The 19717-nt window shown below is 44.2% G+C and carries 21 protein-coding genes; 15 read left to right on the top strand and 6 right to left on the bottom strand.

What is annotated here, in order from left to right:
• Window positions 1–166 precede the first annotated feature (166 nt).
• Complete coding sequence (locus NQZ91_04040) at window positions 167–913, top strand: hypothetical protein (GenBank protein UUM58547.1); 747 nt, start codon at window positions 167–169, stop codon at window positions 911–913.
• Between the two features lie 41 nt (window positions 914–954).
• Here the strand turns inward: NQZ91_04040 and NQZ91_04035 are convergent, their stop codons facing one another.
• Window positions 955–1548 carry a DUF1361 domain-containing protein gene (locus NQZ91_04035; GenBank protein UUM58546.1) on the bottom strand — a complete coding sequence of 198 codons (594 nt, stop codon included), beginning with the start codon at window positions 1546–1548 and terminating at the stop codon, window positions 955–957.
• Window positions 1549–1698: 150 nt separating this feature from the next.
• Window positions 1699–2292 carry a DUF1361 domain-containing protein gene (locus NQZ91_04030; GenBank protein UUM58545.1) on the bottom strand — a complete coding sequence of 198 codons (594 nt, stop codon included), beginning with the start codon at window positions 2290–2292 and terminating at the stop codon, window positions 1699–1701.
• Window positions 2293–2437: 145 nt separating this feature from the next.
• On the opposite strand from NQZ91_04030, the gene metG reads away from it, so the two are divergent.
• Entirely contained in the window at window positions 2438–4444 is a 2007-nt protein-coding gene (gene metG, locus NQZ91_04025) for a methionine--tRNA ligase (GenBank protein ID UUM58816.1), read from the top strand.
• 30 nt (window positions 4445–4474) lie between these two features.
• Here metG and NQZ91_04020 read toward each other — a convergent pair whose 3' ends face one another.
• The gene (locus tag NQZ91_04020) at window positions 4475–5041 is read right to left on the bottom strand and encodes a GNAT family N-acetyltransferase (protein ID UUM58544.1); all 567 of its coding nucleotides are present in this window, start codon (window positions 5039–5041) and stop codon (window positions 4475–4477) included.
• 60 nt (window positions 5042–5101) lie between these two features.
• Between NQZ91_04020 and NQZ91_04015 the strand changes: the two genes are divergently transcribed.
• The 5 genes from NQZ91_04015 (at window position 5102) to NQZ91_03995 (ending at window position 9596) form a co-directional block, all read left to right on the top strand.
• Entirely contained in the window at window positions 5102–6043 is a 942-nt protein-coding gene (locus NQZ91_04015; protein ID UUM58543.1) for a competence protein CoiA family protein, read from the top strand.
• A gap of 42 nt (window positions 6044–6085) precedes the next feature.
• The gene (locus tag NQZ91_04010) at window positions 6086–6727 is read left to right on the top strand and encodes a hypothetical protein (protein UUM58542.1); all 642 of its coding nucleotides are present in this window, start codon (window positions 6086–6088) and stop codon (window positions 6725–6727) included.
• 72 nt (window positions 6728–6799) lie between these two features.
• Window positions 6800–8602, top strand: a complete 1803-nt coding sequence (gene pepF, locus NQZ91_04005; protein UUM58541.1) for an oligoendopeptidase F — start codon at window positions 6800–6802, stop codon at window positions 8600–8602.
• Between the two features lies 1 nt (window position 8603).
• Window positions 8604–9050 (top strand): hypothetical protein, encoded by a 447-nt coding sequence (locus NQZ91_04000; protein ID UUM58540.1) that lies wholly within the window; start codon window positions 8604–8606, stop codon window positions 9048–9050.
• A 12-nt stretch (window positions 9051–9062) separates the two neighbouring features.
• Complete coding sequence (locus NQZ91_03995) at window positions 9063–9596, top strand: hypothetical protein (GenBank protein UUM58539.1); 534 nt, start codon at window positions 9063–9065, stop codon at window positions 9594–9596.
• 50 nt (window positions 9597–9646) lie between these two features.
• Here NQZ91_03995 and NQZ91_03990 read toward each other — a convergent pair whose 3' ends face one another.
• Entirely contained in the window at window positions 9647–10096 is a 450-nt protein-coding gene (locus NQZ91_03990; GenBank protein UUM58538.1) for a YueI family protein, read from the bottom strand.
• Between the two features lie 149 nt (window positions 10097–10245).
• Between NQZ91_03990 and eno the strand changes: the two genes are divergently transcribed.
• The 3 genes from eno (at window position 10246) to NQZ91_03975 (ending at window position 13252) form a co-directional block, all read left to right on the top strand.
• A complete protein-coding gene (eno, locus tag NQZ91_03985) occupies window positions 10246–11553 on the top strand; it encodes a phosphopyruvate hydratase (GenBank protein UUM58537.1) in 1308 nt (435 codons plus the stop codon).
• 565 nt (window positions 11554–12118) lie between these two features.
• Complete coding sequence (locus NQZ91_03980; protein UUM58536.1) at window positions 12119–12559, top strand: arsenate reductase ArsC; 441 nt, start codon at window positions 12119–12121, stop codon at window positions 12557–12559.
• A gap of 51 nt (window positions 12560–12610) precedes the next feature.
• Window positions 12611–13252: an HAD family hydrolase gene (locus tag NQZ91_03975; GenBank protein ID UUM58535.1), complete on the top strand. Its 642-nt coding sequence runs from the start codon at window positions 12611–12613 to the stop codon at window positions 13250–13252.
• A gap of 32 nt (window positions 13253–13284) precedes the next feature.
• Here NQZ91_03975 and NQZ91_03970 read toward each other — a convergent pair whose 3' ends face one another.
• Window positions 13285–13470 carry a hypothetical protein gene (locus tag NQZ91_03970; protein ID UUM58534.1) on the bottom strand — a complete coding sequence of 62 codons (186 nt, stop codon included), beginning with the start codon at window positions 13468–13470 and terminating at the stop codon, window positions 13285–13287.
• Window positions 13471–13530: 60 nt separating this feature from the next.
• Window positions 13531–14538: a lactonase family protein gene (locus tag NQZ91_03965; protein UUM58533.1), complete on the bottom strand. Its 1008-nt coding sequence runs from the start codon at window positions 14536–14538 to the stop codon at window positions 13531–13533.
• A 134-nt stretch (window positions 14539–14672) separates the two neighbouring features.
• Here NQZ91_03965 and NQZ91_03960 point away from each other — a divergent pair, with 134 nt between their 5' ends.
• The 5 genes from NQZ91_03960 (at window position 14673) to pstC (ending at window position 19717) form a co-directional block, all read left to right on the top strand.
• Complete coding sequence (locus tag NQZ91_03960) at window positions 14673–15848, top strand: AI-2E family transporter (protein UUM58532.1); 1176 nt, start codon at window positions 14673–14675, stop codon at window positions 15846–15848.
• The gene (locus NQZ91_03955; protein UUM58531.1) at window positions 15838–17067 is read left to right on the top strand and encodes a hypothetical protein; all 1230 of its coding nucleotides are present in this window, start codon (window positions 15838–15840) and stop codon (window positions 17065–17067) included. The genes NQZ91_03960 and NQZ91_03955 overlap by 11 nt, the downstream gene beginning before the upstream one ends.
• 3 nt (window positions 17068–17070) lie before the next feature.
• The gene (gene budA / locus NQZ91_03950) at window positions 17071–17787 is read left to right on the top strand and encodes an acetolactate decarboxylase (protein UUM58530.1); all 717 of its coding nucleotides are present in this window, start codon (window positions 17071–17073) and stop codon (window positions 17785–17787) included.
• Between the two features lie 190 nt (window positions 17788–17977).
• A complete protein-coding gene (locus tag NQZ91_03945; protein UUM58529.1) occupies window positions 17978–18859 on the top strand; it encodes an extracellular solute-binding protein in 882 nt (293 codons plus the stop codon).
• Between the two features lie 9 nt (window positions 18860–18868).
• Window positions 18869–19717, top strand: a complete 849-nt coding sequence (gene pstC / locus NQZ91_03940) for a phosphate ABC transporter permease subunit PstC (protein ID UUM58528.1) — start codon at window positions 18869–18871, stop codon at window positions 19715–19717.

Here is a 19717-nt window from a genome sequence, read left to right as displayed (position 1 = left end):
TAATCTTGCTCTGGGCTTCACCAGTGATTATTGTCGCCTTGGCAGGTGGTTTTGTCATTTTAAGCCTATTGTTTGGCAGAAGGAAATAATGATATTGAAGCCTTGCAAAAGAATGTAACCTATCGTAAAATGGTAGTATATTTCAGATATTCAGGAGGGGGTTGTTATGCCTTACCGTAAATTAACATCAAGCGATCGGACTTTTATCAAAGGGGAGACGGATCGCTTGCTGAATCAGATGAATAGCAATGCGGCCTATTTGGGGACAGTTCAGACCTATGAAGCAGCCAAGGCTAGGGCCAACCAAGCCTATCTGGCAATGGAACTGGAAGATGACCCAGAGAAAAAGGTCCGACTGGCAAAATTGGTTGAAACCTATACTGCACAAGCCCAGGCTATACTGGATGATTGGGAAGAGAAGAAAAGACCTGCAGAGAAAACGACAAGAAATATCAAGTTGATCTTGTGGCTGACCGTACTGTTCACCCTTAGCTTTGTCTTTCCAGTCAATATCATCCTAGTTACTCTTTTTGCCGTTTGGTTTTATCGGAATTACCTTCGTTCCAGTAAATCCGACCGAGTGACTAAGACCGCCGCTAATAGCCAGTCTTTGACAGAAGAGGAAAGGTTTGAAGACTGGTTGACAGAAAAGATTGTTACTCTCAACAAGGACAAGCGGGAGTGGACTGAGGCAATGCTGACAAAATATGACAACTTAGATGACATAGCAGTAGGTATCGGTGAAATGGATGAGATAGATAAAGTGGCTGGTAAGAACCTTCTACACCGCTATCAGGACATTTTAGCAGATATTGAAAAATTACCAGATTCTGAACAGAAAACTTATTATTTGGACTTTCATCAAGAAATAATAGCTGATTTGGAAGATGTATTTGCACAACTCCATTTTTGATAAGAAAAACCGGTAACAGTACAAGGCTGTTGCCGGTTTTGTTATTCGTCTATGGAAAAGACCAAGACCATGATTTGTATAAAGGTAAAGCCCAGGATGAAGGGCAGGGCAGCCCAAGAAATGACTTCAATCATTTCACTGACAACCAGGCTTGGTCTGGTAAAGATGTCCCATGAATTGAGCCGGGCATAGCGTCCAATGTGAATGGCAAAGCTGGATAGAAGCGATAGCCCTCCAATTAGGAACAAACGCAACCAGTAGGACTTGATAGAAAAGGCAGAGAAAATCAGCCGCAGGCTTTCCACGCCAGTCATGACCCCATAGAAAATACTTGGGACATAGAGCATGAAAAGGATCATGCTTTCCCGTTGCCAGAGTACAGTGTTTGCAAAATGCATATGGACGATGTCCGTCACCATATAAAAGGTATTAGGATAGAAAAAGAGCCAGAGAAGGGCAGCAATGATTTTTATGTATTTAGACTTACTGTAGTTGGTGAGGATGGCAAAATCAAGTGCTACCAAAGCCAAAAACATATTCCAAGTCAAGTCTGGTGCGGTGACACCATAACGCTTTAGACCGGCAGCGATGATGAGGAAAAAAATATGAATAAAAACATTTTTCTTTGTAAACATGACAAACCTCTTTCTGTAAAATATAAAAGCTAGTATAACACATTCAGAAAGAAAAGTGGGACTAGGCATTGTATTGTTTGAACATGTTTAAGAATGGATTAAGTATTAGAAAACAAAAAAGAAACAGCTGAACTGTTTCTTTCGACTCCTTTATTCATCAACGGCAAAGACCAAGACCATGACTTGAAGAAAAGTCACGCCCATAATAAATGGGAATGTTTCCCAAGAGATAGCTGCCAACATAGAATTTAAGACGATGAAGGGCTGAACGAAAATATCCCAAGAATGAAGATTGGCAAAATGGGCGACATAAATAGCGTAGCTAGATGTCAGAGCCAGGGTGCCAATTACTAGGAGTCGCAAGCTGTAATGTCTGATATTGTAGCCCTTGAAAATCAGCTCCAAGCTCTCTACCCCAGCCATAATGCCGAATAAAATAGCAGGAATGGTCAACATGAAGAGAATCAGACTGCTTTGTTCCCAAAGGGTATTGCTGGCCAGCTGGAGATTGGTTAGCTGGGTCACCATAAAGAAGGTGTTGGGATAGAAGAAGAGCCAAAATGGTGTCAGGAGGAGCTTGCTTGCCACATGGCTGTTTTCCTTGACTAAAATGGCCAAATCCAAGGCGATGAGGGCCATGGTCATATTCCCAATCAGGGGTGAATCCTGGGCTCCATATAAAAAGAGACCGACCACAATCAGTACATAAAATAGATGAATCAATAAATTCTTAGGAGAAAACATAGGAAACCTCAAACTTTTTCATAACTGTTTACTAGTATATCACATAGTGGAGGGTTTGGAATAGGAAGTCGCTTTGTTTTTGCATAAAAATGTGATAAAATAAAGCGTTTAGAAAAAGGTTTCATTAGCCTTCTGAAAGGATTATATCATGTCAAAAACACCATTTTATATTACAACGCCTATTTATTACCCATCGGGTAAGCTCCACATTGGTTCGGCCTATACGACCATTGCCTGTGACGTACTGGCTCGCTACAAGCGTCTCATGGGCCATGAGGTTTTCTATCTGACAGGGCTTGATGAGCACGGTCAAAAGATTGAAGAGAAGGCTAACGAAGCTGGTTTGACACCTCAAGCCTACGTTGACGGCATGGCGGTTGGCGTTAAAGAGCTCTGGAACTTGCTCGACATCTCTTACGACAAATTTATCCGCACGACTGATGATTACCACGAGGAAGTGGTGGCGGCTGTTTTTGAAAAATTGCTGGCGCAGGACGACATTTACTTGGGAGAGTATTCTGGATGGTACTCCGTATCAGACGAGGAATTCTTCACCGAGAGCCAATTAGAAGAGGTCTTCCGAGATGAAAACGGCAAGGTAACAGGCGGTATCGCTCCGAGCGGTCACGAGGTTGCCTGGGTTTCAGAGGAATCCTACTTCCTCCGCCTCAGCAAGTATCAGGATAAATTGGTTGAGTTCTTCAATGCTCACCCAGACTTTATCCAGCCAGACGGCCGCCTCAATGAAATCATGAAAAACTTCATCGAGCCAGGCTTGGAAGATTTGGCCGTATCCCGTACTTCATTTACCTGGGGCGTGCCCGTACCGTCAAATCCAAAGCACGTTGTCTATGTCTGGATTGATGCCCTACTCAACTACGCAACTGCCTTGGGCTATGGTCAGGAAGAAACAGCCAACTACGACAAGTTCTGGAATGGAACAGTTTACCATATGGTTGGCAAGGACATTCTTCGTTTCCACTCCATTTACTGGCCAATTATGCTCATGATGTTGGATATGAAGTTGCCAGACCGCTTGGTTGCTCATGGCTGGTTTGTCATGAAAGATGGCAAGATGTCTAAGTCTAAGGGCAATGTGGTTTATCCAGAAATGCTGGTCGAGCGTTTCGGTTTGGATCCGCTCCGTTATTACCTCATGCGTAGTCTACCAGTTGGCTCTGACGGCACCTTTACACCAGAAGATTATGTTGGTCGTATCAACTACGAACTAGCTAACGACCTTGGAAACTTGCTCAACCGTACCGTTGCTATGATTAACAAGTACTTCGGTGGTCAGGTACCGACTTTTGTTGCCAACGTGACAGATTTTGATGCGGACTTGGCGGCAGTAGTTGCTGACAACTTAGCAAGCTACCACAAATATATGGAAGCTGTTGACTACCCACGCGCCTTGGAAGCGGTATGGAATATCATCTCCCGTACCAACAAGTACATCGATGAAACAGCACCGTGGGTCTTGGCAAAAGAAGAAGCTGACCGTGACAAGTTGGCGGCGGTGATGGCTCACTTGACAGCAGGTCTTCGTGTGGTGGCTCATCTCATTCAACCATTCATGATGACTACTTCAAATGCCATTATGGAACAGCTTGGTTTGGGAACAGCATTTGACCTTGAAAACCTTGATTTTGCTGGTCTTCCAGCTGGTTTGACAGTGGTCGCAAAAGGTACACCTATCTTCCCACGTCTGGATATGGAAGAGGAAATCGCCTATATCCAAGCTCAAATGGGTGGCAGCTCTGCTATTTCCCAAGAGGAAGAAAAAGAGTGGAACCCAGCTGACGTGGAACTCAAAAACGAAAAAGCTGCGATCAAGTTCGAGGACTTTGATGCGGTTGAAATCCGCGTGGCCGAAGTCAAGGAAGTTGCCAAGGTGGAGGGCTCTGACAAGTTGCTCAAGTTCCGTCTAGATGCTGGTGACGGTCAGGACCGCCAAATCCTGTCTGGTATTGCCAAGTACTATCCAAATGAGCAGGAGTTGGTCGGTAAGAAAGTTCAAATCGTTGCCAACCTCAAGCCACGTAAGATGATGGGCTTGCTCAGCCAGGGTATGATCCTCTCAGCCGAACACGACGGCAATTTGACACTTTTAACAGTAGATCCATCTGTGCCAAACGGCAGTCAGATTGGGTAAGTTTGCAGAGACAAGACACAAAAACCAGCCCTAGTCGGCTGGTTTTTTGAGTACTTTCCATTCCTTTTCTAGAATGGACATAATGAGGGTATCGGCATAACCGTCTGCTGTCTTATGGCTGTCACGCTTGATACCTTCTAAACGAAAACCTGCTTTTTCATAGGCACGCTTGGCACGCGGGTTGAAGGAAAAAACTTCCAATTCCAAGCGATGTAAGCCAACCTGCTCAAAAGCGAAATCTCTGGTTTTCTCGACTGCCCAAGAGCCCAAACCACGGTCCAAATAGTCCTCGTCAAAGATAACAATCCGAAAGTTAGCGGAGTTATTCTCCCTATCTAGTTCATTGATGACCGACTCACCGATAAAGGTTCCGTCAGGTGCAATCAAGATAAAATCAAACCGATCAGGGTCAGCCACAATCCGATTGTAGAAGTTGATAACGTCATCTTTAGTGTAAGTTCCCGAGCTCCCTGTCAAACGATAAATTTCAACGGAAGGCTTGGTAAAACAGTCCTCATAGTATTTCTCTGCAAAGCCCACTTGAAAGGACTGCAGAATGAAGCCATCCTTTTCCCATTTGATAATATTTTTGGTCATTTTCCATCTCCTTTTCATCATTTTACCACAACTTGCGAACTAATAAAGAGAGGAGGTTTTATGTTAGTTGCACTTGATGAAGATGGGCAAGTCTTTAATGTCTTGGAAAATCCTGCGCCGCAAGGCAGTTTTTCCTGTCCAGGTTGTGGAGGACCGGTCCGATACAAATCTGGAAAAATTCTGCGTTCGCACTTTGCCCACGTCACCCTGCGGGACTGCCATTACTTTTCCGAGAATGAATCCGCCCAGCATCTGTCACTTAAGTCTTGTCTGTACAGATGGTTAATCAATGCCGAACAAGTTGAACTTGAAAAAAGCCTGCCCAGTATAGGGCAGGTCGCGGATTTATTTGTTAATAATAGTCTAGCTTTGGAAGTCCAATGTTCCAGTCTGCCGATTTCTCGTTTGCAGCTGAGGACGCAGGCCTATCGTGAGGGTGGTTATCTGGTTCTTTGGTTGCTTGGCAAGGATTTGTGGCTCAAGGAACGACTGACCAATTTGCACAAGCAATTTCTCTCTTTTAGTATGAATATGGGGTTTCACCTCTGGGAATTAGATGACGAGAAAAAAGAATTGCGGCTCCGTTACCTTATTCATGAAGACTTACGAGGTAAGGTCCACTGTATGACTAAGGTTTTTCCATTTTGCGAGGGAAATTTATTGGAAATCTTGCGTCTGCCCTTTGCCAAGCAAATTCTATCTAGCATGACTTGTCCAATGGATGAGGATTTGCCTCGCTACATTGCTCAACAGCTTTATTACAAATCCCCCAAATGGCTCGCCCTGCAAGCAGAGGCTTATGGACGTGGGGAAAATCTACTGATCAAGACAGCATTAGACTTTTATCCCCAAATCCGACTGCCCCGCTCTGCCATTGGCTTTGCCCAAATCAAGCAAGACCTGACTCCGATGTACCAAGCATTTGATCAGTTTTACGACAAAGCAAAAGATAAGAGTAGACAAATCTTGTATCCACCTATAATGTATAGACAACTTATGTAAATAATGATATAATAAAAAAAGGTTTACAAGGAGGTTCGTGGAATGAAATTCAGTCGTTTTACCTTAGTAAGTGCCTCTTTACTGCTAATAGCTTGCTTATCAGCTTGTGCTGTCAGGTATGAGGAAGGGCAAACAAGCACTGCCTCTAGTCAGCAAGTGCAAACAATCAATGAGGAAGAAGTACAGAAGTTTAACTCCAAACATAGTCAGAAAGTAGTCTCTAAGGAAGTAGCGGAAAGTGGAGGTACCAGCATTACCTTTGATGATGGAACAGAGTATGTCCATGTCTCCGATACAACCGTAGGGGAATATTTTATGCTTTCCTATCCAAGTGGTTGTAAGGTAACCTATTTCATTGAAAGTGGTGATTATACTGTAGCGACAGATGAATACGAAGGCGAAGAGAAAGCAAGTGCAGCTAAGGGACAGGTCGGACAGTATTTTGTAGACAGTGGCTATTCTATTTCTTTTGCAAATGATGGCGCTCTCCTCATTGATTTACAAGGAAATTTCACCCACCAGTATGATGACCAGGAGAAAAAAGGAAATATTAAAGATGCGGAAGGAAATAGTTACGTCGATAGCTTGTTAAACCAATATGGCATCCCGAACCTTGCCTTTTATGACAGCTTTGTCAAAGAAGTTGTAGCAGATGCCAAGACCTACTTTACTACTGATGAGTAGGTTGTAAGCCCTCCCTTTTCAATGGAAAGCGAGGCTTTTTTGTGGTAAAATATTGGGAACGGAGGATTTATTATGTCAAAACAACGTCATGAAATCGAAGAAAAATACCAGTGGGATTTAGCGACTATTTTCCCAACAGATGAGGCTTGGGAAGCCGAGTTGGCTGATCTCCAAGCAGAAACAGAAAAAGCTAAGGCCTTTGCAGGTCACTTGTTGGACTCAGCTAAGAGCCTTTTGGAGATTAGCGAAACCCAGCTTGGTCTGATTCGTAGGCTTGAAAAGCTCTATGTCTATGCGAATATGAAAAATGACCAAGATACTCGTGAAGGGAAATATCAGGAATTCCAAGCTAAAGGTATGACCCTCTATTCTGCCTTTTCACAGGCTTTTGCCTTCTATGAGCCAGAATTTATGGCCATTACTGAGGAGCAACTAGAGGCTTTCAAGGCAGAAGAGCCAGCTCTTACTCAGTACAACCACCAGTTTGAAAAACTCTTGGCAGCCAAGGATCACATCTTGTCACAAGAAGTAGAAGAAGTTCTTGCGGCGACCAGTGAGATTTTTGAAGCACCATCTGAAACATTCTCTGTCTTGGATAATGCTAGCCTGCGTTTCCCAGAAATCGCAGATGAGGACGGCAAGTTGGTGCCCCTTTCTCACGGCAACTACATCTCCTTTATGGAGTCCAAAAACCGCGAAGTGCGTCAAGAGGCCTATGAGGCACTCTACGAAACCTACGAGCAGTTCCAGCATACCTACGCCAAGACCCTTCAGTCTAACGTTAAGGTCAATAACCTGAAAGCTCGTTTGCGGAAGTACGACTCTGCTCGCCACGCAGCCCTTTCTGCCAACTTTATCCCAGAGTCCGTTTACGATACATTAGTGTCAGCAGTCAACAAGCACCTCCCGCTCTTGCACCGCTACATCAATTTGCGTAAGAAACTCTTGGGTATTGATGACCTTAAGATGTACGATATGTACACACCGCTTTCGAGCACAGATACAAAAGTCACCTATGAGGAGGCCTTGGCTACTTGTGTCGAAACCTTGGATATCTTTGGTGATGAGTACGCGGCCATTGTCAAAGAAGCCTTTGAAAACCGCTGGATTGATGTCCATGTCAACGAAGGCAAGCGTTCAGGAGCCTATTCAGGTGGTGCTTACGACACCAACGCCTTCATGCTCCTCAACTGGCAGGACAATTTGGACAATATGTACACCCTGATTCACGAAACAGGGCATTCACTTCATTCGATGTTGACTCGTCAGAATCAGCCCTATGTCTATGGTCACTATTCGATTTTCTTGGCTGAGATTGCGTCAACAACCAACGAAAATCTCTTGACTGAGAAGCTCTTGGCAGAAGTGGAAGACGACAAGACCCGCTTTGCTATTCTCAATCACTACCTCGACGGTTTCCGTGGAACGGTCTTCCGTCAAACCCAATTTGCTGAGTTTGAGCAGGCTATTTACAAGGCTGACCAGGAAGGCCAAGTCTTGACCGCTGATTTCCTCAACCAGCTTTACGGTAAACTCAATGAGAAGTATTATGGCTTGTCTGCGGAAGAAAATCCATTGATTCAGTATGAGTGGGCTCGTATTCCACATTTCTATTACAATTTCTATGTTTACCAATATTCAACTGGCTTTGCGGCAGCGTCTGCTTTAGCAGACAAGATTGTCAATGGTAACCCAGAGGACAAGGAAAACTACCTCAACTACCTCAAGGCTGGTAGCTCTGATTATCCACTCAATGTCATCGCAAAAGCTGGCGTGGATATGACCAAGGAAGACTATCTCAACGATGCCTTCAAGGTCTTTGAAGCCCGCTTGACAGAGTTGGAAGCTCTCGTTGAGAAAGGTGTGCACCTATAAGATGATTTCCTACAAACGATCTTTAGTCTATCCGCTTGTCAGTTCTAACCTTGCGGCGTTGATTGGCATCGGTGTGATGACCAAACCAGAACCTGCAGTTGGACTAGGACTTGTCTTTCTCCTGGTCGCTATCCTATCGGCTATCTATGCGTATGTCTTGCGCCAGCAGGGTGAAGTCTTTCTCTTAACAGCTGAAGGCTTGGACTTTCAGGAAAAAATCGGCTCACCACGCCAGCATTTTTCAATGGAAGAAATTGGAGAGATGCGCTATATAGTGCGGCCTATTTATCGGAATTTTTTGTCGCATAAGCTGAGGATTGTTGGAAATTCAGGGAATTTGTTAGTTGAAGTGAATTTGAATGCCCTGGCTGGAGCGGACTTTAACGACATTTACCATTTTGTGCAAGAAGTCGCTCCCTATGTCCAGTGGGATTTTCCTACGAATTAAGAAGGAGGAAGCATGCTAACAGAAAATCAATTGCAGGATATATTTGAAATAGCTGAAATCTTGTCAAATAGCGACAGAGACCTGTTCGCACAGTTGAAAGAGGCAGTTTTTGCAACGGATCCCAATCATATTTTGAATATGTTCGAATCCTATTTGTCAGCTGAGGAGTTTGACCAATTTTTGGACCAGGTGACGGAGTCAGAAAAAGACAATTTATGGTTGATTTTAGTCACGCTGTTAACCAGGCAGGACTATATTTTCCCTTGTGATATAGAAGTTGACTTGACGGATTTTATCAATGGTTTCGATCAGCTCAAACAGGTACGTGCTGCAGGTATTTTACTAAAATTGGATCCGGATGGACTCAATCCAGGCGCCAATCTTGCCCAGTGGCTCGTAACGATCAATGCCAAGTTTGAAGCTGAAGGCTTGGCTGCGGGCTTGCTGTCAATTACAGAAGACAAGTTTTATGTTTTCTTTAATCAGATTGAAAAAGTAGCCCGGTTGCAGCAGCTGGCACAAGGACTTGATATTGTGATTGCCTAATCATTGAGTATGAATGTGTTATTTTGGGGAATAAAAAGGGCAAGCCTTGCTTACCCAAATAATTTTTTCCAGAAGGAAGGTTTTGTATCTTCCTTTTTTTCTGTTTTTGTCATCCATTCTGGAAAGTTTGCTGCGAATGCAATATCCTCCTTATCGACAGCATGGTCCGTGTGGAATAGGAGAGCATAAGGTGAAGCGCCAACTTTCTCATCGATAATGCTGGCTGTGATGCTACCCTGCTGAGCAATTTTCATCAGTGCGATTTGCAGGCTATCGGACAGGGAAGGGGACAACTTGAGAAAAAGAGGACTGGTTTCTGACAGGAGTTTTTGGCAGATAGAAGCAAAGTTCTTTGCCAGATCAGGATGATTGGCCTCTTCAAAATTGAGAATGAGGACCACCCGTTCGCGGAAGGTTCCCATGTATTTACGCTGTTGGTCAGGGTCCAGTCTGGTCTCGCCAGATGCTTTTTGTAAAATTGTTTTTTGAATATCAGTCATGTCCTTAGTATAGCATAAAAAGGGACTACTGAAAAGGCAAGCGTTTACATCCTTGGTTTCTGTAAAATAACCTGTTTTTTCTTGAAAAATCTGTATTTTTAGGGTATGATAGCTATGTAACAATTTTAAACTCAAAGGAGAGTAATATAATGTCAATTATTACTGATGTTTACGCTCGCGAAGTCCTTGACTCACGCGGTAACCCTACACTTGAAGTTGAAGTTTATACTGAATCAGGTGCTTTCGGACGTGGTATGGTTCCTTCAGGAGCTTCTACTGGTGAACACGAAGCAGTTGAACTTCGCGACGGTGACAAGTCTCGTTACCTTGGTCTTGGTACACAAAAAGCTGTTGACAACGTAAATAACGTGATTGCTGACGCTATCATCGGTTATGACGTTCGTGATCAACAAGCTATCGACCGCGCTATGATCGCTCTTGACGGTACTCCTAACAAAGGTAAGTTGGGTGCAAACGCAATCCTCGGTGTTTCTATCGCTGTTGCGCGTGCAGCTGCTGACTACCTTGAAGTGCCACTTTACACTTACCTTGGCGGATTCAATACTAAAGTATTGCCAACTCCAATGATGAACATCATCAACGGTGGTTCTCACTCAGACGCTCCAATCGCTTTCCAAGAATTCATGATCTTGCCAGTTGGCGCTCCTTCATTCAAAGAAGGTCTTCGTTGGGGTGCTGAAGTATTCCACGCTTTGAAGAAAATCTTGAAAGCTCGTGGTTTGGTAACAGCTGTTGGTGACGAAGGTGGTTTCGCTCCTAAGTTCGAAGGAACTGAAGACGGTGTTGAAACAATCATCGAAGCTATCGAAGCTGCTGGTTACGAAGCTGGCGAAAACGGCATCATGATCGGTTTCGACTGTGCGTCATCTGAGTTCTACGACAAAGAGCGTAAAGTTTACGACTACACTAAATTCGAAGGCGAAGGCGCTGCTGTCCGTACATCTGCAGAGCAAATTGACTACCTTGAAGAATTGGTTAACAAATACCCAATCATCACTATCGAAGATGGTATGGATGAAAACGACTGGGATGGCTGGAAAGCTCTTACTGAGCGTCTTGGCAAACGCGTTCAATTGGTTGGTGACGACTTCTTCGTAACAAACACTGACTACCTTGCACGTGGTATCAAAGAAGGTGCTGCTAACTCAATCCTTATCAAAGTTAACCAAATCGGTACGCTTACTGAAACATTCGAAGCTATCGAAATGGCTAAAGAAGCTGGCTACACTGCAGTTGTATCACACCGTTCAGGTGAAACTGAAGATTCAACAATCGCTGACATCGCAGTTGCAACTAACGCAGGCCAAATCAAGACTGGTTCATTGTCACGTACAGACCGTATCGCTAAATACAACCAGTTGCTTCGCATCGAAGATCAATTGGGTGAAGTTGCAGTCTACAAAGGCTTGAACTCATTCTATAATTTGAAAAAATAAAACAGTCTGGGAGACTGTTTTATCCCCGAGCTAGTATAGCGAGGGTTATAATAAGAACAAGTCTGGAAATTTCCAGACTTGTTTTTCGTAGTACAGTGTACTAATTTATCCCCGAGCTAGCATAGCGAGGGTTCTAGTAAAAACAAGTCCGAAACGTTTCAGACTTGTTTTTCAATGTACTGTGTACTAATTTATCCCCGAACTAGGATAGCTAGGGTTATAGTGGAAACAAGTTCGGAATTATCTGGACTTGTTTTTTGTCGTGCAGTATACAACTTATCCCTATGGCTCTCGAACTAGCAAGGTTTTAAGGATATGAAGATGCCCTCTGATTTAATTGGGAGGATTTTTGTAAAGTGGGGCAAATAAGGGTCACTATTTTACATGGAATTTTTATGGCAACATTGTTGGTTGTATTTACAGTCTTGATTATCTTATGTTGGTGATTGTGGTACTTATCTCCGATATTGTACAAATGGAACGAGAAATTGTATAATAACTAAGAAAAGCAGGTTAAAATAGGTAATTGAAATACTTGTTAGTTGACGATAAAAGGAGGAGATGAATGAAAGAAAAAACCAAAGTTGCATTTGTTTGTGGACATAATTCATGTCGAAGTCAGATTGCGGAGGCCTTAGCTAAGGCGAACTATGCACATGTTTTCGATGCCTACTCGGCAGGGACTGAAACCAAACCGCAAATCAATCATGATGCGGTTCGTTTAATGAAGAGACAGTACCAGATTGATATGGAGGAAACACAGTATTCCAAGTTAATTGATGAATTGCCGGCGGTTGATATTGTTATTACCATGGGCTGCAATGTTGATTGTCCCTATCTTCCTTGTCAACATCGAGAAGATTGGGGACTGGACGACCCGAGTGGCCAGAGTGATCAAGTTTTCCTTGCTACCATGCATCAAATTGAAGAAAAATTGCAGCAACTGGCGATTATTTTAGAAAATAGCAACCGAAGCTTAAGTAACAAACAAGGTGCGATAGTGTAAATAGGAATTCATCTGTTATTTGTCAATGAAAAATAGAAATGAGTGAACAGAGTGATAAAATGGATATTTTTTGATTTGGGTTCTACATTGCTGAATGAAGAGTTAGCCTATCGTGAGTACATGGAAGAGTGTGTGAAAATGTTAGGCTCTCTTGGAATGGACATTTCCGTCTCTGTTTATTCTGGTAAGATGGAGGAGTTTGTTTGGGAAGACTTGGACCCTATTCGAGCAACTTGGAACCATTTTGCACCGACCGAGCCACGTCCTTTATGGACAAATGAGGGGGTGAGCCTGTATCCTGAAACAATAGATGCTCTAGAGAAGGTATCACAAAACTATCGATTGGGGATTATTGTCAATCAGTCTAGTAGTATTAGAGAACTGCTTAAAGAGTGGGGAATTGAGTCTTATTTTCAACTCATCATCCTCTCTGAAGAGGTTGGGCTATCTAAACCAGATACAACTATTTTCACACTTGCCTTGCAAAAAGTAAACATCCCTGCAGATAGAGTTGTCTATGTTGGTGATAGGTATGATAATGATATTCTACCTGCTAAATCTTTGGGAATGTGGACTGTACGAATACTGACAGATTTTGGGAAGCATGCCAGTGAAAATGAAAAATTGAAGAGTGATTGGGTAATTCCTTCATTGCAGGAGATAACAAATATGTTTGAACAAACAAAAAACTAGACTGAACATTCTCAGCCTAGTTTTTACATGTATTAGAATAAGCCTTTAACTTTATCTAAAAGACCGTTAACGCCTTCAGAACCTGACAACAAGCCTTTTGCTTGCTCCAAGTATTCGCCGAAGTTGTCTTTGTTTTCTTCTATGAATTGTTTTGCACCGTCAAAGTCTTTGTTGGCAATCAAGTCTTTTACTTCGTTAAACAAATCTACTGGATTCATAATCTCACCTCCTATTTGTCTATTAAACCAAAAATAGAGCGATTTCACAATTATTTTGAATTATGGATGAAAGGTCACGCAGACAGCTTCTGGAACCAGGAAATCATAGGATAGTTCTGTTAATCGACCTGTCTCTTCATCACGGGCAAAGACAGTCGCATTGTCAGAGTCTTGGTGGACCGCAACCAGGAATTTTTCATCTGGGCTGAGGGCAAAATCACGTGGCGTCTTGCCATTGGTTGGGACAATTTCCACTAGCTCAAGGCTGGCATCACCCAAGGTCTTGTAGACAGCAATGGAGTCGTGACCGCGGTTAGAACCGTAGACAAATTTCCCATCCTTACTGATGCGAACAGCAGCTGTGCCGTTGAAACCAGTGTGGTCAGCTGGCAGGGTCGAGATGGTCTGCATGTGTTCAAATTGACCAAGACCATCGTAAATCAAAACTTCAATGGTCGAATTGAGTTCGCAGATTAGATAGGCAATTTTTGCGTGGTGGTGGAAGACAATGTGCCGTGGTCCTGCCCCAGGAGCAGAAGAATAGCTACCTACTTGTTCCAATTTACCTTGGTCAGATACCTTGTAGCTGATGACCTGGTCCGTTCCCAAATCGCAGGTTACCAATAACTTATCTGGTGTCAAATCCGCAAAGTGAACATGAGGAGATGCTTGGTTTTCATGAGGACCAGACCCTTCATGTTGCGCCTGGTCTGCCAATTCCAGAGAACCGTCTTCTAAACGTTTGTAGACCAAGACCTGTCCCTTATGGTAATTGGCACCATAGACCAAATTGCGCTCTTCGTCAACTGCAACATAACAATGGGGAGCCCCTTCTTCAACGACATGGTTGAGTGGTTGGAAATCAGCTGTAAAGGCAGCAATCCCTCCCTGACCGTTTTCTGAGCCAACGGAGTAAAGTCGTCCCTCTGCATCGAAAGCAAGGTAAGTTGGGTTTGGCTCTTCAGCGACCAATTCTAATTGAGCCAGTGAGCCAGTTTCAGGATTGAAGTTAGCCTTATAAATCCCTTTTGAGTCTCTTTTGGTGTAGGTTCCGAAATAAATGTTCATTTGTTTCTCCTTATCTAGTGATTGTTTAAATTATACCACAATTCTGCATGAAAAAATTTCTTGGACATGATTTCCAGCATAAATTTTCGGCATTTACATGGTACAATAGTAGAAAAAGGAAAGGTAGAAATGAGATGGACGAGAAAAATCAAAAGTTTAGTGTGACCTGGTTTTTTAGATGGTTTATTAACAATCAGGCGGTGACTTTTTTCCTAGTGACCCTGCTGATTAGTCTGACCATTCTTGTATTTTCTAAGATTAGTTTTTTGTTAAAACCGATAGGTAGTTTTGTGGAGATTATTCTCTTGCCTATGCTGTTGACAGGCTTGCTTTATTATCTCCTAAATCCCATTGTGGATTGGTTGGAGAAGAGGAAGGTTTCCAGAACGATTGGTATTTCCATTGTTTTTGTTCTGATTGGACTGCTCTTAGTTTGGGGCTTGGCAGTAGCTATTCCAAATATCCAGGAACAGGTAGTTTCATTTGTGCAAAATCTGCCTGCAAACATTCAAAAGCTGGAGCTACAGTTGACCTCCTTGTTGCAGGATAAGCGGTTTGAACAATTCCGACCGACGGCCCTTCAGGCGATCAATCAGGTCAATGATCAGATTATTTCCTTTGCTCAGCGATTTTCATCCAGCGCGGTCAACTGGGCTAGTCATTTGATTTCAACGGCATCGCAGATTATTGTGGCGGTCTTGATTATGCCCTTTATCCTCTTCTATCTCTTGCGAGATGGTAAGGGGCTCAATGCTTATATCACCCAATACTTGCCGACCAAGTGGCGGGCGCCCATTGGAACCGTTTTGTCGGATGTCAATAGCCAGCTGTCCAACTATGTGCGCGGTCAGGTGACGGTGGCCATGATTGTGGCTCTTATGTTTTCCATCATGTTCTCCATCATTGGTCTCAGCTATCCTGTGACCCTGGGGATTTTGGCTGGTTTTCTCAATCTGATCCCTTATCTGGGTTCCTTCTTGGCTATGATTCCGGCTGTCATTTTGGGCTTGATTGCAGGTCCCTTCATGCTGGTCAAGGTCTTGATTGTCTTTATGATTGAGCAAACCATTGAGGGTCGATTTGTGACGCCTTTGATCATCGGTTCTTCCTTGAACATCCACCCTATTACCATTCTCTTTGTCCTATTGACTTCAGGGCAGATGTTTGGGGTGCTGGGCGTTCTTTTGGGAATTCCTATCTATGCCTCTATCAAGGTCTTGGTCAAGGCAGCCTTTGAATGGTATAAGGTTTATAGCGAATTATACGAAGAAGATACAATAGAGAGTTTAGAAGCGAATAATGAACAATAGTGAAAAGATGCTGGCTTGCTTGGACCAGCAGGATTTGGATAAAGCCAATAAATATTTCAAGCGGGCCTTGGTCCAGGACGATGAAGAGACGCTCTTGGCCCTGGCTGCCTACCTGGAGTCCATTGGATTTCTCCCCCAGGCGGCGGAGATTTATGGGAAATTGCAGAGCCAATACCCAGAAGTGGCTATCAATTTGGCTCAGATTGCCTTTGAAGATGGCTTGGTCGAAGAGGCTTTTGGTTATCTAGAGGCCATTCCTGAGCGCCACCCTGCCTACTTAGAGGCACTCTTGGTCAAGGCAGATTTGTACCAGGCAGAGGGCCTATCGGATGTAGCCCGTGAAAAATTGCTGGAGGCTAGTCACCTGTCGGATGAGCCCATTATCACTTTTGGACTAGCTGAGTTGGACATGGAATTGGAAAATTTCAAGGAAGCTGTTTCCCTCTACGCCCAGCTGGACAATCGGGAAATCTACGAATTGACTGGGGTGTCGACCTATCAGCGGATTGGTCTAGCCTATGCTAGTCTGGGCAAGTTCGAGGCGGCTGTCGAATTTCTGGAAAAGGCTGTGGAGCTGGAATATGATGACCAGACGGTTTTTGAGTTGGCAGCTCTGCTATTTGAACAAGAAGAATACCAGAAGGCTAATCTTTACTTTAAGCAGCTAGATACCATCAATCCTGACTTTGAGGGCTATGAGTACGCCTATGGGCAGTCTCTCCATGCGGAACACCAGTTGGAGGCGGCTCTGGCCATGACCCAGCAAGGCCTGGCCAAAAATGACTTTGATGCCAATCTCTTGCTGCAAGCTTCTCAGTATGCCTATGAATTGCATGATGAGGCGGCGGCAGAGGACTTCCTGCTGCGGGCCCGGGAGGTCATTGATGATGAGAATGAAGTGGCCTTGCGCTTGACCAATCTTTATTTGGAGCAGGAGCGCTATGAGGAAGTATTGCCATTCTTGACCGATGACTTAGACAATGTCCTGGCCCGTTGGAATATTGCCAAGGCCTATATGTCTTTGGAAGAAGTGGAGCAGGCTTTGGCTATCTTTGATGACTTGGTTGTAGATTTGGCAGACAACCCAGAATTTTTGGCGGATTATGTGGAGGCTTTACGGCTTATGGGGCGGGCTGAGGATGCGCGTGTCCAGGCTGGTCGGTATTTGAGCCTGGTGCCAGATGATTTGGCCATGCAAGAATTTTTGAATGAAGAGTAGGATATGCAAGTAAATCGATTATTTCAATACAATACCTTAGGGGCTCTCATGGCTGGTCTTTACGGTGGTTCCTTGACGGTCGGTGAGCTCTTGGAACACGGTGATTTGGGGCTGGGGACCTTGGACTCTATCGACGGAGAATTGATTGTTCTAGATGGCAAGGCCTATCAGGCCAAGGGAGCAGGGGATAAGCCGGAAGTGGTGGAGGTTCCTACTGATATGAAGGTACCCTATGCAGCGGTTATTTTCCACGAAGCTGAGGTCATTTTCAAGCAGCGTTTTGAGATGACCAGTGAGGAGCTGCAGGCAAGAATTGAGTCCTATTATGACGGGGAGAATCTTTTCCGTTCGATTAAGATTAAGGGGACCTTTTCTCGCATGCACGTCCGCATGATTCCCAAGTCAGCCTCCAGCGTTCGCTTTGCGGAGGTGGCCAGCCACCAGCCTGAATACACGGCTGAGGATATTTCGGGCACCATTGTAGGTATCTGGACACCGGAAATTTTCCACGGCGTCAGCGTAGCGGGTTACCACCTGCACTTTATCTCAGATGATTTGACCTTTGGCGGCCACGTTATGGACTATGTTATCGCCCAGGGCAATGTGGAAGTGGGGGCAGTCGATCAGCTGGACCAACGCTTCCCAATCCAAGACCGCCAGTACCTCTTTGCGAAATTTAATGCCAAGGAAGTGCGAGAGGATATAGAGAAGGCGGAGTGACGTTTCTAAATGAGAATACGAAGGAAAGAATTCGACTTACAGGTGGAATTCTTTTTTCGTGCGATAGGTACAGTGGTGTGAGAGGAGCTAGTGATGATTCTCCTAATTTTACACAAACTTTACAAAAGCCCTCTAATAGATTTGATATTGACGGTGTAAGATAGAGTCATAACAAAAAGGAGAATTGATTATGTCTTTAACGAATCGTCTTACAAAGTTTGCTGTTCTTGGTTTGGCCAGTGTCGGCCTTCTGACTGCCTGTGGTCAGGCTGCTAAGGACACAGCAGACCAGCCTATTACAGTGGTTTCCCGTGAGGAAGGGTCAGGAACCCGTGGTGCCTTTATTGAGTTGGTGGGAATTGAGTCTAAGGATGCCAATGGCGAAAAGGTGGACAATACAACTAACCAAGCTATTGTAACCAACTCTACAGCGGTTATGTTACAGACAGTAACCGGAGATACCGCGGCTATCGGCTATGCCTCACTTGGTGCGCTTGACGGCAACAGCAAACCATTGGAAATCGATGGTGTCGCTCCAAGTATTGATACTATCAAATCTGGTGAATACAAGATTGCCCGTCCATTTAATATCGTTACAAAGGATTCTATTAGCGAAGCTGCTCAAGACTTCATCAGCTTTATTATGAGTTCTGATGGTCAAGCAGTAGTTGAAAAATCCGGCTATATCCCAGTCGATGCCAAAGCAGCGTACCAGGCTAAGACAAAATCAGGTAAGGTCGTGGTAGCAGGTTCAAGCTCTGTTAACCCAGTTATGGAAAAATTAAAAGAAGCTTATCAAGCAGTCAATCCAGATGTAACTGTGGAAATCCAGCAAAGTGATTCCTCAACAGGTGTGACAAGCGCCATTGAGGGCTCTGCTGATATTGGTATGGCATCGCGTGAATTGAAGGATTCAGAAAGTTCAGCTGGTGTATCAGCTACACCAATTGCCATCGATGGTATTGCAGTAATTGTCAATAAGGAAAATCCATTGTCAGGTTTGACAGTACAAGAAGTGCAGGATATTTACACTGGTAAAGAAGCCGAGTGGTCAACCTACATTTCTAAATAAGGGGAGTCTATGCGTCAGTTCCGAGAAACCGGCATGCAAGCAGTCTTTTTTCTGGCTGCCTGCATTTCCGTTTTATCCGTAGTATTTATTTGTATCTTTCTATTTTCAGCTGGTTTGCCAGCCATCCAAGAAATCGGTTGGGGAAATTTCCTGTTTGGCTTAGATTGGCGACCGTCTAATCAACTTTTCGGTGTCTTGCCGATGATTGTGGGCTCCGTCTACGTGACCTTTGGTGCCCTGGTGCTCGGTGTACCAATTGGTATTCTGACAGCTGTCTTTCTGGCCTTCTTCTGTCCAGAAAAATGGTATCCAATTTTCAAGCGTGCGGTCAGCCTCATGGCGGGAATTCCCTCAGTTGTTTATGGTTTCTTTGGTTTAGTGGTCTTGGTGCCTTTTATCCGTAGCAATGTCGGTGGTCACGGGATGGGGGTTTTGACAGCATCCATTTTGTTGGGAATCATGATTTTGCCGACTATTATCAGTGTCTCTGAGGCAGCCCTACGTGCGGTTCCAGAAACCTATTATCAGGGTGGCTTGGCCCTGGGAGCCTCCCATGAACGGTCTATCTTCTTTATTATCCTACCAGCAGCAAGGCGGGGGATTATGGCCAGTGTTATTTTGGGTCTTGGTCGTGCAATGGGAGAAACCATGGCAGTTATCATGGTGGCTGGTAACCAGGCCCTGATACCAAGTTCCTTGACTTCGGGAGTACGGACACTGACGACCAACATCGTTATGGAAATGGGTTATTCAACGGATCTCCACCGTGAGGCCCTGATTGGAACTGCAGTTGTGCTCTTTGTCTTTATATTACTCATTAACTTGCTCTTCTATAGCATGAATAAGAAGGAGGCCTAG

Source organism: Streptococcus suis, assembly GCA_024583055.1.
In the GTDB taxonomy this organism is placed as follows: domain Bacteria; phylum Bacillota; class Bacilli; order Lactobacillales; family Streptococcaceae; genus Streptococcus; species Streptococcus suis_V.
The sequence above is the reverse complement of the archived record's forward strand: the minus strand, read 5'-3'. Positions and strand labels throughout refer to the sequence as shown.